This is a genomic window from Acidovorax facilis (assembly GCF_023913775.1).
Taxonomy (GTDB): Bacteria; Pseudomonadota; Gammaproteobacteria; order Burkholderiales; family Burkholderiaceae_C; genus Acidovorax; species Acidovorax facilis.
In genome coordinates, this window is record NZ_JAMXAX010000025.1 from 20948 (window position 1) to 34324 (window position 13377).

Annotated in this window: 11 protein-coding genes; 6 read left to right on the plus strand and 5 right to left on the minus strand. The window is 66.6% G+C overall.

What is annotated here, in order from left to right:
- Window positions 1-2: 2 nt before the first annotated feature.
- A complete protein-coding gene (locus NFX52_RS10200) occupies window positions 3-980 on the minus strand; it encodes a M48 family metalloprotease (RefSeq protein WP_228896545.1) in 978 nt (325 codons plus the stop codon).
- Window positions 981-990: 10 nt separating this feature from the next.
- Window positions 991-1602, minus strand: a complete 612-nt coding sequence (locus NFX52_RS10205) for an SH3 domain-containing protein (RefSeq protein ID WP_055401475.1) — start codon at window positions 1600-1602, stop codon at window positions 991-993.
- Between the two features lie 64 nt (window positions 1603-1666).
- Between NFX52_RS10205 and NFX52_RS10210 the strand changes: the two genes are divergently transcribed.
- From NFX52_RS10210 to NFX52_RS10220, 3 genes are all read left to right on the plus strand, one after another.
- Complete coding sequence (locus NFX52_RS10210) at window positions 1667-2497, plus strand: SDR family oxidoreductase (RefSeq protein ID WP_207401970.1); 831 nt, start codon at window positions 1667-1669, stop codon at window positions 2495-2497.
- A 308-nt stretch (window positions 2498-2805) separates the two neighbouring features.
- Window positions 2806-3915 (plus strand): TRAP transporter substrate-binding protein, encoded by a 1110-nt coding sequence (locus NFX52_RS10215; RefSeq protein WP_228896551.1) that lies wholly within the window; start codon window positions 2806-2808, stop codon window positions 3913-3915.
- Window positions 3912-6593, plus strand: coding sequence for a bifunctional diguanylate cyclase/phosphodiesterase (locus NFX52_RS10220; RefSeq protein ID WP_207401971.1), 2682 nt, complete (start codon window positions 3912-3914; stop codon window positions 6591-6593). Before NFX52_RS10215 ends, NFX52_RS10220 begins: the two co-directional genes overlap by 4 nt.
- A 12-nt stretch (window positions 6594-6605) precedes the next feature.
- On the opposite strand, the gene NFX52_RS10225 is transcribed toward NFX52_RS10220, so the two are convergent.
- Window positions 6606-7505, minus strand: coding sequence for a DMT family transporter (locus NFX52_RS10225; RefSeq protein WP_055401520.1), 900 nt, complete (start codon window positions 7503-7505; stop codon window positions 6606-6608).
- 140 nt (window positions 7506-7645) lie between these two features.
- On the opposite strand from NFX52_RS10225, the gene NFX52_RS10230 reads away from it, so the two are divergent.
- Window positions 7646-8629 (plus strand): quinone oxidoreductase family protein, encoded by a 984-nt coding sequence (locus NFX52_RS10230; protein WP_055401481.1) that lies wholly within the window; start codon window positions 7646-7648, stop codon window positions 8627-8629.
- Window positions 8626-9483: an NUDIX hydrolase gene (locus NFX52_RS10235; RefSeq protein ID WP_252635626.1), complete on the plus strand. Its 858-nt coding sequence runs from the start codon at window positions 8626-8628 to the stop codon at window positions 9481-9483. Before NFX52_RS10230 ends, NFX52_RS10235 begins: the two co-directional genes overlap by 4 nt.
- Here NFX52_RS10235 and NFX52_RS10240 read toward each other — a convergent pair.
- A complete protein-coding gene (locus NFX52_RS10240; RefSeq protein ID WP_055401484.1) occupies window positions 9437-10486 on the minus strand; it encodes an NAD(P)H-binding protein in 1050 nt (349 codons plus the stop codon). The two genes, NFX52_RS10235 and NFX52_RS10240, sit on opposite strands and share 47 nt — an antisense overlap.
- A 95-nt stretch (window positions 10487-10581) precedes the next feature.
- Here NFX52_RS10240 and NFX52_RS10245 point away from each other — a divergent pair, with 95 nt between their 5' ends.
- Window positions 10582-11493, plus strand: coding sequence for a LysR family transcriptional regulator (locus NFX52_RS10245; RefSeq protein WP_055401486.1), 912 nt, complete (start codon window positions 10582-10584; stop codon window positions 11491-11493).
- A gap of 121 nt (window positions 11494-11614) precedes the next feature.
- Here NFX52_RS10245 and NFX52_RS10250 read toward each other — a convergent pair whose 3' ends face one another.
- Complete coding sequence (locus tag NFX52_RS10250) at window positions 11615-13267, minus strand: Na/Pi cotransporter family protein (protein WP_055401522.1); 1653 nt, start codon at window positions 13265-13267, stop codon at window positions 11615-11617.
- Window positions 13268-13377: the final 110 nt, after the last annotated feature.

The following is a 13377-nucleotide window of genomic DNA, read 5'->3' on the forward strand; positions in this document are numbered from 1 at the left end:
ACTTATCCCGCCTTCTTTGCCGCTGCAGGCCGGGCAGAGGGTGCTGGCGCATTGGCAGGCGCACTGCCGCCCAGGCGCTGTGCAATCGATGCGCGCGACCCGCCCAGCCCATCGAGCTGGCGGCCCATGGATTGCTCCAGGTAATCCAGACGGGCCTGTGCGGCGGGATGGGTGGACATCGTCAGCGTGAACATGGGGTTGTCCGGCGTGACGGTGCGCAGCTGCTGCAGCACCGAGACCAGACCGTAGGGGTCAAAACCCGCTTTGGCCGCCAGCGACACCCCGGTGCGGTCCGCCTCGAATTCGTCGGACTGGCTCAGCCCCTTGGTGTAGACGGTGCGGAACAGCGACAGCAGCTGGTCCTTGACGAGCTGCCCTGCGATGTTGCTGGTGCGGATCTGCGAAGCCAGCAGTTGCGTGCCGACCCCCGCCATGGCGCTTTGCCGGATGGCCTGGAGGTGGTGTTTGGAGGTCACATGCGTGATCTCGTGCGCCAGGATGCCCGCCAGCTCGGACTCGTCGGCGCAGCGGTCAATGAGCCCCTTGGTCACGAACACATAGCCGCCCGGCGCGGCAAAGGCGTTGTAGCCCGCGTCATCCAGCACCACAAAGGTCCAGGGCAGTCCGGGGCGCGACGACTGCAGGCTCACCCACCGGCCCAGGCGGTTCACATAGCGCTGCAGTGCCATGTCCGGGTGGGCGGGCTTGGCGCCCAGCAGCAGGGCGGCCAGCTGGCGGCCGATCTCGATTTCCTTGGCCTCGTCGATGTTCTCCATCGACTGCGTGAGCAGGCTGATCAGATCGTCACCCTGCGCCGCCGGAGCGGCTTTGCCCCCCGTGATGGCCGAGCCCAGCCCGCCCCCCAGGGAGTTGAGGATGTTCATCACGTTCTGGCTGTGGGCGGCCAGGGGCGCTGCGGCGAGCAGCGCGCACAAGGCTGCCGTCTGCGCGCGGCGTTTCCAGGTGGAATTCCGGTTCATGGCCATTTCCTCAGTTAGGGCTGTAGTTGGGGTCGGAGGGGTTGCTGGACCCGCTGCCGGAGTCCCGACTGGATGTGGGCAGTGCGGGCTGCGCCAGGGCGGGCACATCCCGGGATTGCAGGGACGCCGAGCTGGCGAACTGGCGCGCCTGGTCGGCATTCACCCGCAGGCTTTCTGCCCGGCCGACGGCAGCAGGATTGGGCTGCGCATTGGCGATGTCTTCAGCATCCAGGCCACGAATGCCCACCGTGGACGTGGCCGTGGTGGTGGAGCCGCTGTTGCCGCCAAACAGCCCGCCCAGGCCTCGCAGGCCGCTGGTGGCGGCGTTGTTGGTGGGCGTGGCCGACCCCGACTGCGGTCCCAGGTCGAACATGTGCACCCAGCCGGTGGCGCCTTGCTGTGTGCTCACCTTGGTCCAGGGGCCCTTGCGCTCGTTGCTGCGCGTGACCACGGTGTTGGCCTCCAGCGGGGCCACGCTCGCACCGCTGTCGGCGGGGGTGTCGCGCAACTGGGTGGCTCGCTTGACCACGGCCGCCTCCTGCGCATGCGCGCTACCTGCCAGGGGTGCCAATGCGGCCCATGCCAGCCAGGTGGCCAGGGCTCCGCGGTGCAGCCAATTCATGTTGCAGCTCTCCACTTATGATGATCTGTGAATGCTGCGGCTTGCAGCAGAACCGGAGATTGTTATGGATTTGGGTATCGCAGGCAAATGGGCGCTGGTGTGTGGCGCGAGCAAGGGTTTGGGCTATGGCTGTGCGCTGGCCCTGGTGCGTGAGGGCGTCAACGTGGTCATCAACGCCCGCAATGCCCAGGCGCTGGAGCAGGCTGCTACACAATTGGTAGCTGAAGGCGCAATGCAGGAAAGCGCTAGCGGCCAAAAAAGCTCCAAACCGACGGTGCTGGCGGTAGCTGCTGACATCACCACCGCCGAGGGCCGTGCTGCCGTGTTCTCCGTGACAGGTGGCCCGGGCCGTGACTTTGACATCGTGGTGACAAATGCCGGCGGCCCGCCAACGGGCGACTTCCGCGACTGGGACCGCGATGCATGGATCAAGGCCGTGGACGCCAACATGCTCACCCCCATCGAACTGATCAAGGCCACAGTGGACGGCATGGCTGCGCGAGGCTTTGGCCGCATCGTCAACATCACCTCCAGCGCGGTGAAGGCGCCCATTGACATCCTGGGTCTGTCCAACGGCGCGCGCAGCGGGCTCACGGGCTTTGTGGCGGGGGTCTCGCGCAGCAAGATCGCTGCACGGGGCGTCACCATCAACAACCTCTTGCCCGGCAAGTTCGACACCGACCGACTGGCCGCCACCGTGACCGCTGCTGCCGGTAAGGCTGGCAAGAGCGTGGACGATGTTCGCGCGCAACAGCAGGCCCAGATTCCGGCAGGGCGGTATGGCACGGCGCAGGAGTTTGGTGCCATCTGCGCTTTCCTGTGCAGCCAGCAGGCGGGTTATATGACCGGGCAGAACGTGCTGGCGGACGGCGGCGCTTATCCTGGGACCTTCTGACCCGGGTTGAGACAGAAGGTCAACCCGTCGTCTGTGGTCACTGGCGGGCGAAGGAGATTCCCTGGCGGCAGGGCGTGGCGTTTTGCAGACAGCTTTGCCCGCCGAGGGGGAAAACTTGGTGAAGAATGGTGCCCCAGCATTCCAACCCGAAAGTACCGGAACATGACACCGCGCATCCCTCCCCAGGGCGGCCTTCCAGACCTCTATGCGATCCATGGATGCCGCTGGGGCGCTGGCATGGCCCTGGGCATGAAGGGTGCGCGGCGGTGGCCGTCCACTGCCCCCCGGTTGACGAGCCAGAAGTTGCCATGCAGCCCAAACCCGCTGTGACTTCCCGCCTTCTGCACCGCATCGCTGCACTGTGCGTGGCATGGGCCGCGCTGGGTTGTTCGCCACAGGCTGTGGGCCAGCCTGCGGCCACCCCGGCAGCGGCCACTGCGCCCTACAAGCTGCGCATCGTGGGGGGGCTGGCAGGTATCAACCAGTACACCCGGCAGGAAGAGCCCTTCTGGAGCAAGGAACTGCTCCGCTTGAGCGGTGGCCGGTTCGACGCTGAAATCGTGCCCTTTGACCGCGCCGGTGTGCCTGGCGCCGAAATGCTGCGCCTGCTGCAGCTGGGTGTGGTGCCTTTTGGCACCACGCTCATGAGCTCGTTCACGGCCCAGTACCCCGAGTACACCGCACCCGATCTGGCGGGGCTGAACCCCGACATTGCCACGCTCAAGACCACGCTGGCGGCGTTTCGCCCTTACCTGGAGAAGAGTCTGCGTGACCAGCACGGCGTGGAGGCGCTGGCGATGTATGTGTATCCGGCCCAGGTGGTGTTTTGCAAGAAGCCCCTGCGCGGGCTGGCCGATCTGGCCGGGCGCCGCACGCGCGTGTCGTCATCCACCCAGGCGGATTTTGTCGGGGCGCTCGGCGGCATCCCCGTGCTGACTGGCTTCGCGCAGATCGTGCCCAGCCTCACGGCGGGCAATACCGAGTGCGCCATCACCGGCACCATGTCGGGCAACACGCTGGGGCTGCATACCATGACCTCCCATGTGCATGCGCTGCCCGTGACTTGGGGGCTGGCTGTGTTCAGCGCCAACAAGGCCGCCTGGGAGGCGCTGCCGCCCGATCTGCGTGCCCTGCTCCGGCGCGAGCTGCCCCGGCTGGAGGCCGCCATCTGGGAGGAGTCCGAGCGCGAAACCTCCGATGGCATGGCCTGCAACCGTGGCATCCCCGCCTGTGTGGGGGGACGCAAGGGCAGCATGGTGGTGGTGCCGGTGTCTGCGCAGGATGAACGCAGCCGCCAGGAGATCCTTGCCTCCACCGTGCTGCCGCGCTGGGTGCAGCGCTGCGGGCCGCGTTGCGCCCAGGTGTGGAACCAGACGATCGGTCCCGTCCGTGGCCTGGCTGCGGCCCCGGCGAAATGAGGGATACCACGACCCCACTGCGCATCAGGGCCTTTGTATGGGCCGGGGCGGCGGTGTTCATTGCGGCGGTGGTGATGGTGTCTGCCGCACTGGTATGGAACGCTCGCAAGGTGGCGCTGGACGATTACGAAGCCCAGGCCACCCGTTTTGTGGCGGGTGCCGAAGCGGCGCTCAATCGTTCCCTGCTGGCGGTGGACGTGCTGCTGGCCAGCATGGACGAACTGCTGGGCCTGTCGGGTTCGATGAGCGAATGGGTGGACCCTGACCTTGCAAGCCAGCGCCTGCGCAGCTCCGCTCGGCAGAACCTGATGGTGCGCTATGTGGCGCTGCTGGACGCGAACGGCAAGACCATCGCCTCTTCCGATGCGGCTGGCAGTGCGCTGCCGCTGCAGCTGCCTCCCGGTTTTCTGGCGTCTGTGCTGGAGCAGCCCGTTTCCACCCTGATGATCAGCCCGCCGGTGGTGAGCTTTGCGACTGCCGAGCGCGTGCTGTATTTTGCGCGCCACCTGCGCATGGCCGACAGTTCCCTTGTGGTGGCCATTGCCGAATTGCCGGTGGGGGCGCTCAGCTCGGTGCTGGTCCAGGGTGTGGACATCACAGGCCTGCAAGTGACGCTGGAGCGTGCCGGAGGGCTGCTGCTGCTGAGTGCGCCCAACCGCGAAGAGGCGATCACGCCCGTGCTGTCCCCGCCACTGCAGGAGGTGGCCGCCCTGGGGCAGGCGTGGAAGGCACCCGCCCGCTTGAGTGGCGAGCCGGCGCTGGTGGTCTACCGACCCATCCTGTACCAGGACCTGCGCATCTCGGCGAGCATTCCGCTGCGCGATGCGCTGGCAGGCTGGCGCGACCAGCGCAACGCCATTGCACTGACGGGGCTGTTGTTTGTGGCCATGATCGTGGCAGCGGGCAACCTGGCGCTGCGCTACCTGGACCGCATGTCCCAGGCGCGGCTTGCCATTGCGCAGTCCAAGGCCACCCTCGACCAGGCACTGGAGTCGATGGTGAGTGGTTTTGTTCTGCTCGACGGCGAGCAGCGCGTGGTGCAATGGAACAGCCGGTTTGAGGAAATTTTCCCCTGGCTGCGCGCCGTGATGGCGCCCATGGTGCCGTTTCGGCGCGTGATGGAAGAGACCGCCCGGCACCATCTGCCGCGCGCCAGCGAGGAAGAACGCATGCGCTGGGTGGAGCTGCGGCTGCTCAAGCAGAACCAGCACCATGAGCCCCATGAGCAGGTGCTGCCCAATGGCCGCACGATCCAGATCACCGAACGGCCCACACCCGAGGGCGGGCTGGTCATCACCTACCACGACGTGACGGCCCTGCGCCGCGCCAGCGCCGAGATTGAGAGCCTGGCCTTCTACGACCCTCTGACCAATCTGCCCAACCGCCGGCTGCTGATGGACCGCATGCAGCAGGTGATTGCGGCCAGTGTGCGCAGCGGGCAGTACGGGGCCTTGCTGTTCCTGGATCTGGACCACTTCAAGACGCTGAACGACACCATGGGCCACGAGGTGGGCGACATGCTGCTGCGCCAGGTGGCAGAGCGCCTGAAGACCTGCGTGCGCCGCGAGGACACCGTGGCGCGCCTGGGGGGAGACGAGTTCGTGGTCATGCTGCACGAGCTGTCGCTGCACAGCGAAGAGGCGGCTGCCTATGCGCGCCGCGTGGGCGAAAAGATCCTGCGCACGCTCAACATGCCGTACTCGCTGGCCGGGCTCAGCCACCACAGCACGCCCAGCATCGGGGCCACGCTCATGGGCGGGGCGCTGCAGCCCTCGGTCGATCTGCTCAAACAGGCCGACATCGCCATGTACCAGGTCAAGTCGCAGGGCCGCAATGCGCTGTGTTTTTTCGATCCGCAGATGCAGATTGCCATCAGCGTGCGCGCGCAGCTGGAGGGGGATCTGCAGGCCGCGCTGGCCGCGCGGCAGTTCGCGCTGCACTACCAGCCCCAGTTCCATCTGGACGGGCGCATCGTGGGCGCCGAGGCGCTGATCCGCTGGATCCATCCCGAGCGCGGCCTTATTGCGCCGAGCGCCTTCATTGGCGTGGCAGAAGAAAGCGAACTCATCGTGCCCATGGGCCACTGGGTGCTGCGCACCGCGTGCGAGCAGCTGGCGGCGTGGGAGAACGATGCCCGCTACCGGCATGTGCCGCTGTCGGTCAACGTGAGCGCCCGGCAGTTCCGCCAGCGCGACTTCGTGGCCCGCGTGGTCGAGGTGCTGCGCGAGACCGGCGCGCGGCCCCACCTGCTCAAGCTGGAGCTGACCGAGTCGCTGGTGCTGGACAACGTGGACGACACCATTGCCAAGATGGGCCTGCTCAAGACCAAGGGTGTGCGCTTTTCGGTGGACGACTTCGGCACGGGCTACTCGTCGCTGGCCTACCTCACGCGGCTGCCGCTGGACCAGCTCAAGATCGACCAGTCGTTTGTGCGCAACCTGGGTGTGCGGCACACCGACGACGTGATCGTGCAGACCATCATCGGCATGGCGCGCAACCTGGAGCTGGATGTGATTGCCGAAGGTGTGGAAACCGCACAGCAGAAAGCCCTGCTGGCAGACTATGGCTGCCAGCTCTTTCAGGGCTATTTGCTGGGCATGCCCGGGCCGGTATCGGAGCTCGAAGTCTTGTTGCAGCAGGCCGCAACACAAGCCTCGGCCGAAGGCGCAGCAGGCTGATCCCGCCTGCCGCTATCGCCGCGACGACACCACGATCCCGCCCACGATCAGTGCGAATGCCACACCGTGGAAAAGCTGTGGGGTTTCCCCTAAAAAGGCGGCCGACAGGATGCCCGCAAACAGCGGGGTGAGGTTTACGAAGAAGCCCGCCACCGCAGGCCCGGCGCGCTCCACCCCCACGCCCCAGCAGCGATAGGCCAGCACGGCGGGGCCCACGGCGATGAAAGCCAGCGCTGCGATCAGCGGCCAGCCCCATGCGATGTGGGTGTGGCCCATCGCCCATTCCACGCCCGCGAAGCTGCCCGACCATGCCAGGCCAAACACCATCTGCGCCATCAAAAAAGCGGCCCAGTCGCCCCGGATGCGGGCGGGCTCGCTGGTGCGCGACAGCAGCCAGCTGTAGAACGCCCACGAGATGGTGGCCAGCAGCATGAACACATCGCCTGGCACGAGGCGAAAAGCCAGCAGCTGCGACCACTCGCCCCGGCTGAGCACCAGCAGCACGCCACACATCGACAGCAGCGCGCCCAGCAGTTGCCGCCGCGTGACCGTCGCGCCAAAGAACAGCGCCCCCACGGCCAGCATCCACACCGGCATGCTGGAGCCCACCAGCGTCACGTTGATGGGCGTGGAAGTCTGCAGCGCCATGTACTGCAGCGCGTTGTACAGGCCAATGCCGAGCAGCCCCAGCAGTGCATAGCGGCGCCAGTGGGGCCACAGCAGGCTGTCCTTGCGCAGCACGTTGTACGCGAGCGGCAGCAGGATGAAGAAAGCCAGCACCCAGCGGATGAAATTGAGCGTGATGGGCGGGATCAGGTCGTGCACCAGCCGGCCTGTGACGGCGTTGCCAGCCCACAGCAGCGGCGGTATCACCAGCAGCGCCGCCGTACCGGGCGTGAGTCTTTGAGTCATGGGCTGCACTGTAACGGTGCAGGGCAGGACAAGGCTTTCAGATTCATGGCAGGATGGCCTCCGTTTGTCTCGCCCGTTACAGGCCCCATCCATGCCCGTTGGGGACCCGTTCAACACCCGTTATCCAGGAGCGTTTTGCCATGAGCCTTGCCGTCCAGATCCGCCAGCACGGTGGTCCCGAAGAACTTCACATCGTTGACGTCGCCGTGGGCGAGCCCGGCCCCGGCGAGATCCGCATCCGCCACCACGCCATCGGCCTGAACTTCATCGACGTGTACCACCGCACGGGGTTGTACCCCCTGAACATGCCCGCTACCATCGGCATGGAAGGCGCGGGCGTTGTCGAAGCCGTGGGCGAGGGCGTTGCGCACCTGAAGGTGGGCGACCGCGCTGCCTACGCCAGCCAGCCCCCCGGCGCTTATTGCGAAGTGCGGGTGATGCCCGCCAAGTGTGTGTGCAAGCTGCCCGATGCCATCAGCTTTGAGACGGGCGCGGCCATGATGCTCAAGGGCCTGACGGCGCAGTACCTGCTCAAGAAGACGCTGCCCGTGGAAGGCCTGCAGCCCGGCGACCATGTGCTGTTCCACGCCGCTGCGGGTGGGGTAGGCCTGATCGCCAGCCAGTGGGCCAAGGCGCTGGGCCTGCAGCTCATCGGCACGGCAGGCACCGATGCCAAGTGCCAGCTGGCCCTGGCCAACGGCGCGGCGCACGCCATCAACTATCAAAAAGAAGATTTCGCAGCCCGGGTCAAAGAGATCACCGGCGGCAAGGGCGTGAAGGTGGTGTACGACTCGGTGGGCAAGGACACCTGGGACAAGTCACTCGAATGCCTGCGTCCCTTTGGCCTGATGGCCAGCTTCGGCAATGCCTCGGGCCCCGTGGCACCGTTTGCGCCGGGTTCGCTGGGCGCCAAGGGCTCGCTCTACGTCACGCGCCAGACGCTGTTCACCCACATCGCCACGCGGGAAAGCACGCAGGCCATGGCCGACGACCTGTTTGCCGTGGTGGCCAGTGGGCAGGTGAAGATCCACATCGACCAGCGCTACCCGCTGGCCGACGTGCAGCAGGCGCACCGCGACCTGGAAGCACGCAAGACCACGGGCTGCACCATCCTCACGCTGTGACAGCCTCCTCCCCCGGCGCATCGTTCGACCAGTGGCTGGTGGGCGCGCGGCAACTGGCGCACCAGCCCGCCCGCCAGCCATGCCAACCCCTGCGGGTGGCGGGGCAGGTGGTAGGGTCGGTGGCGGAAGGATTTCTAAGCAAAATAAGCCTCCAGCGCTTATTGGATAAGCGCTACCAGCTATCAATGGGTGAGCATGGCGGCGCCCCTGCATGGAGTCTGCATCTGCCGCCCCAAGCGGCCTCTGATGCCAACGTCAACGCCACCACCGACGCCCTGAACACCTTGGCCGAAGCGCTGCGCGACGCCAACCTGTGTGGCCCGTGGCGCAACGAACAACTGGCGGTGACCAACCCCAGCGGCGAAGTCGTGGGCACCGTGGAGCGGGGTGCCGTGCGTGTGCTGGGCATCACCACCTGCGCCGTGCACCTGGTGGGCCTGGCGCCCGATGGGCGCATGTGGGTGCAAAAGCGTTCGCTGAACAAACCCAACGACCCAGGCCTGTGGGACACGCTGATGGGCGGCATGATCTCGGCCGCCGACTCGTTGCCCCAAGCTCTGGTGCGCGAGACCTGGGAAGAAGCCGGGCTGCATGTGCACACCCTTGCCGGCGTGGCGCACGGTGGCCATGTGCTGTTCAGCCGCCCCAGCAGCGAGGGGGGCGGCGCGGGGTACATGGTCGAGCGCATCGACTGGTTCCGCGCCGTGGTGCCAGAGGGCATGGCGCCCGACAACCAGGACGGCGAGGTGGACGAGTTTGCACTGCTGCCCTTGGAAGAGGTGCGCGCGCAGGTTGCCCAGGGCCGGTTCACGCTGGAAGCCGGGCTGGTGATTGCGGGTTTCCTGGGGCTGTGAGCGGCGCTTTGGCCCCTGGCAGGCAGCCCAGACCCAACAGCGTGGCCTGCACCGCCGCGTCCAGCGGCGTGTGGGGCTCTTCGCCCAGCACGGCGCGCAGCGGGTCGTTGGCCATGCGCACCGGTTGCCTCCACAGGTAGCGCATCTCCCGCAGTTCGCGCAGCGTGGCCACAAACGGCGAGGCGAGTGTGACCAGCCACCACGGAAAGGCCCGCACGTGCGGGGCCGCACCACCATGTGCCACCACGGTGCGGCCAATCGCGGCGGCCATCTGCGTGCCGTCGGCGTCCCAGTGCCCGGCCATGTGAAAGCGTGCAAACGCGGGCAGTGTGGCGCGGCGCTCCAGCAACTGCACCATGGTGCGCGCCACGTCGGGCAGGTATGACCATTGGTGGCCCACGCCGGGTGCGCCGGGCAGGTTCACCGCCTTCACGGGTTGGCCGGGCTTGACGAGGCCTTGCGAGAACCAGCTGTTGCCCACCTGGGGGCCAAAGTAGTCCCCCGCCCGCACGATGAGCACGCGGCAGGTGCCCGCACTCAGCGGGTGGGGCTGGGTCGCCTGCTGCAGGCGCCGCTCCAGCTCCACGCGCACAGTGCCCTTGCGGGTGTGGGGGCGCTGCGGTGAGTACTCGCGCAGCACCGGGAAGGCGTCGGGCCCGTAGTTGTAGATCGTGCCGGGCAGCACCACGGTGGCACCCACTGCGGTGGCCGCCGCAATGGTGTTGTCGATCATCGGCAGCACCAGCTCGCTCCAGCGCCGGTAGCCGGGCGGGTTGACCGCGTGCACGATCACGTCGCAGCCTGCGGCAGCGGCTACCACGTCCTCGCGCCGCATCGCGTCGCCGCGAATCCATGCCATGCCGTCGCGTTGCTCCCCGGCCTGCGCCACGCCCCGGTGCAGCGCGCGCACCTGCCATCCCCGGTCGCGCAGCTGCCGCGCCACTTCGCCACCGATGCCCCCGGTCGCGCCGAGAACCAGAACCGTATTGCCTGCGTTTGCCATGTTTTGCTCCAAAAAAAGTGGTGATGAATGCAGTGTGGTCGTGGGTGTTGTGAAATGGAATTACCGAAAATCGGCGCATGGCTATACATTTATGTATGGCACAACCTGCACACAAAGACATTGGCTGGGAGCTGTACCGCTCGTACCTGGGCGTGGTGCAAGAGGGATCGCTCTCGGGCGCAGCCCGCGCGCTGGGGGTGACACAACCCACGGTGGGGCGCCACATTGCGGCGCTGGAGCAGGCGCTGGGACTGGTGCTGTTCACCCGCTCGCAGCAGGGCCTGCTGCCGACCGAGGCGGCGCTGGCGCTGCGCCCCTACGCGCAAGCCATGGGCCACACCGCCGCTGCCCTGGTGCGCGCAGCCGACAGCCATGGCGGCGGTGTGCGGGGCACGGTGCGGGTGACGGCCAGCGAGGTGATCGGCGTGGAGGTGCTGCCGCCCATTCTGGCGCAACTGCAGGCCGAGCACCCGGCGCTGACGGTGGAACTGGTGCTCAGCAACCGCGTGCAGGACCTGCTGCAGCACGAGGCCGACATCGCCATCCGCATGACCGAGCCCCGCCAGGACGCGTTGATCGCCCGCCGCGTCGGCAGCATTCCCTTGGGACTGCACGCCCACCCCAGCTACTTGCAGGCGCACGGAGTGCCTGAGACGCTGGCCGACCTCGCGCACCACCGCCTGATTGGTTTTGACGCAGAAACGCCCTTTTTGCGCGCCGCACAAAAGGCGGTGCCCGCGTGGCGGCGCGATCAGTTTGCAGTGCGCAGCGACAGCGATGTGGCGCAACTGGCTTTCATGCGCGCCGGGGGCGGCATTGGCGTTTGCCAGGTGGCACTGGCGCGCCGTAGCACCCCGGCGCTGGTGCATGTGTTGCCACAGCAGTTTGTGTACGGGCTGGAAACCTGGGTGGTGATGCACGAGGACCTGCGCGCCAGCCCGCGCTGCAAGGTCACGCTGGATGCGTTGTGGACGGGGCTGCAGCGCTACGTGGCGGACGTGCAGTGACGGCGAGACAACGCCGCACAGCGGCGGTGGTGAGGTGTTGCTATAAAAATAATAGCTTTTAGCGCTTATGGATAAAGCGCTAGAGACCAGAAAAGGCTTGAATTTCTGCTGAAGGCGCTTCTCAAGCCTGGTCCGCCATCGCCCTTAGCCGGCTGGGCGCCAGTGCTCCGGCCGATTCCAGAATCGGGTAGGCCACCGAGCACAGCAGCGAGTTGATGCGCTTGAGTTCGCTGATCAGGTCGATGTGCAGCGAACTGGTCTCGATGCTTTGCACCGTGTTGTCCGACAGGCGCGCCAGGTGGGTGGCGGAATACGCGTGTTCCAGGTCGCGAAAGCGGGCTTTTTCTTCGAGCAGCTTTTGCGCATCGCGCACGCTGCCGTTGAGGAACACGCTCATCGCCAGGCGCAGGTTGTCGATCAGGCGGGCGTGCAGTTCGTTGATTTCTTCCATGCCCGCTTCGGAGAACTGGCGACCCTTCTTGATCTTCTTGTCCTCGATGTCGATCAGCACGCGCTCGATGATGTCGCCGATCTGCTCCATGTTGATCGTGAAGCTGATGATGTCGGCCCAGCGGCGGCCCTCGCGTTCATCCAGCGCCTCGCGCGAGATCTTGGTCATGTAGTACTTGATGGCCGAGTACAGGCCGTCCACCTCGTCGTCCAGTTTGCGCAGGTCCTGCGCCAGCTGCAGGTCGTCGGTGCGGATCACCTTGTGCAGGCCCAGCAGCATGGATTCGACCACGTCGGCCTGGTGCAGGGCCTCGCGCGCGGCGCACGAGATGGCCAGCGAGGGCGTGGCCAGGGCGGAGGGGTCCAGATGCTGGGGGCGGGTGCCCGCAGCCTGCGCCTTTTCCTGCGGCAGCAGGCGTTGCACCACGCGCGCCACTGTGCCCGTCAGGCCGATGCAGATGATGCCCACCACCACGTTGAATGCCAGGTGGAACAGCACCACCAGTGCTGCGATTTCGGGCACGTAGGGGCGCACATGCTGCAGCCACAGCCCGGTGAGCGGGGTCATGATGATGACGCCAATGATCTTGAAGAACAGGTTGCCCAGTGGCACCTGGCGCGTTTGCACGTTGGCCTTCATCGTGGTCAGCACCGCCAGTACGCCGCTGCCGAGGTTGGCACCCAGCACCAGGCCCAGCGCCACGTCGGGCGGGATGCCGCCGGAGCCTGCCAGCGCGGCGGTGAGCAGCACGGTGGCGAGGCTCGAATACGCCACGATGGCCAGGATGGCGCCGGTGAAGATCTCCAGCAGCAGGTCGCTGGTCAGCGCCCCGAGCAGCGTACGCACCGTGGGTGACTGGGTGAGCACCGTGGTCGATTCGGTGATGAGGCGCAGCGCCAGCAGCATCAGCCCCAGGCCGATCAGCACCCTGCCCACACGGCCCACGGCCGTGTCCTTGCGCGAGATGAACAGCACCACACCCGCGAAGATGAACAGGGGCGACAGCCAGGACAAATCCATCGAGAACACCACCGCCATCACGCTCGTGCCCACGTCGGCGCCCAGCATCACGGCCAGCGCGGCGGGCAGGCCCACCAGGCCCTGGCCCACGAAGGAGGACACGATGAGCGCCGTGGCCGTGCTCGACTGCACCACGGCGGTCACCCCGATGCCCGACAGCACGGCCGTGAACCGGTTGCTGACGCTGTGCGCGATCAACTGGCGCAAATTGGCGCCAAAGACACGCAGGATGCCGGTGCGCACCAGGTGGGTGCCCCAGATCAGCAGCGACACCGCTGCCAACAGATTCAAGAGATGCTTCATGAAAAACCGTTGTTTCTTCTTCTTGTGTCCACCCAAACGAGCATGCGCCATGCACTGCGCAGACGCAAGCGTTAAAGCTGGCGCCCGTGCAGGGAAGCGGTTTCATTCAT

Bases quoted from the DNA above. Each gene is read 5' to 3' on its own strand.
- NFX52_RS10200 (WP_228896545.1), bottom strand. From the start codon at position 980: ATGAACCGGAATTCCACCTGGAAACGCCGCGCGCAGACGGCAGCCTTG.
- NFX52_RS10205 (WP_055401475.1), bottom strand. From the start codon at position 1,602: ATGAATTGGCTGCACCGCGGAGCCCTGGCCACCTGGCTGGCATGGGCC.
- NFX52_RS10210 (WP_207401970.1), top strand. From the start codon at position 1,667: ATGGATTTGGGTATCGCAGGCAAATGGGCGCTGGTGTGTGGCGCGAGC.
- NFX52_RS10215 (WP_228896551.1), top strand. From the start codon at position 2,806: ATGCAGCCCAAACCCGCTGTGACTTCCCGCCTTCTGCACCGCATCGCT.
- NFX52_RS10220 (WP_207401971.1), top strand. From the start codon at position 3,912: ATGAGGGATACCACGACCCCACTGCGCATCAGGGCCTTTGTATGGGCC.
- NFX52_RS10225 (WP_055401520.1), bottom strand. From the start codon at position 7,505: ATGACTCAAAGACTCACGCCCGGTACGGCGGCGCTGCTGGTGATACCG.
- NFX52_RS10230 (WP_055401481.1), top strand. From the start codon at position 7,646: ATGAGCCTTGCCGTCCAGATCCGCCAGCACGGTGGTCCCGAAGAACTT.
- NFX52_RS10240 (WP_055401484.1), bottom strand. From the start codon at position 10,486: ATGGCAAACGCAGGCAATACGGTTCTGGTTCTCGGCGCGACCGGGGGC.
- NFX52_RS10245 (WP_055401486.1), top strand. From the start codon at position 10,582: ATGGCACAACCTGCACACAAAGACATTGGCTGGGAGCTGTACCGCTCG.
- NFX52_RS10250 (WP_055401522.1), bottom strand. From the start codon at position 13,267: ATGAAGCATCTCTTGAATCTGTTGGCAGCGGTGTCGCTGCTGATCTGG.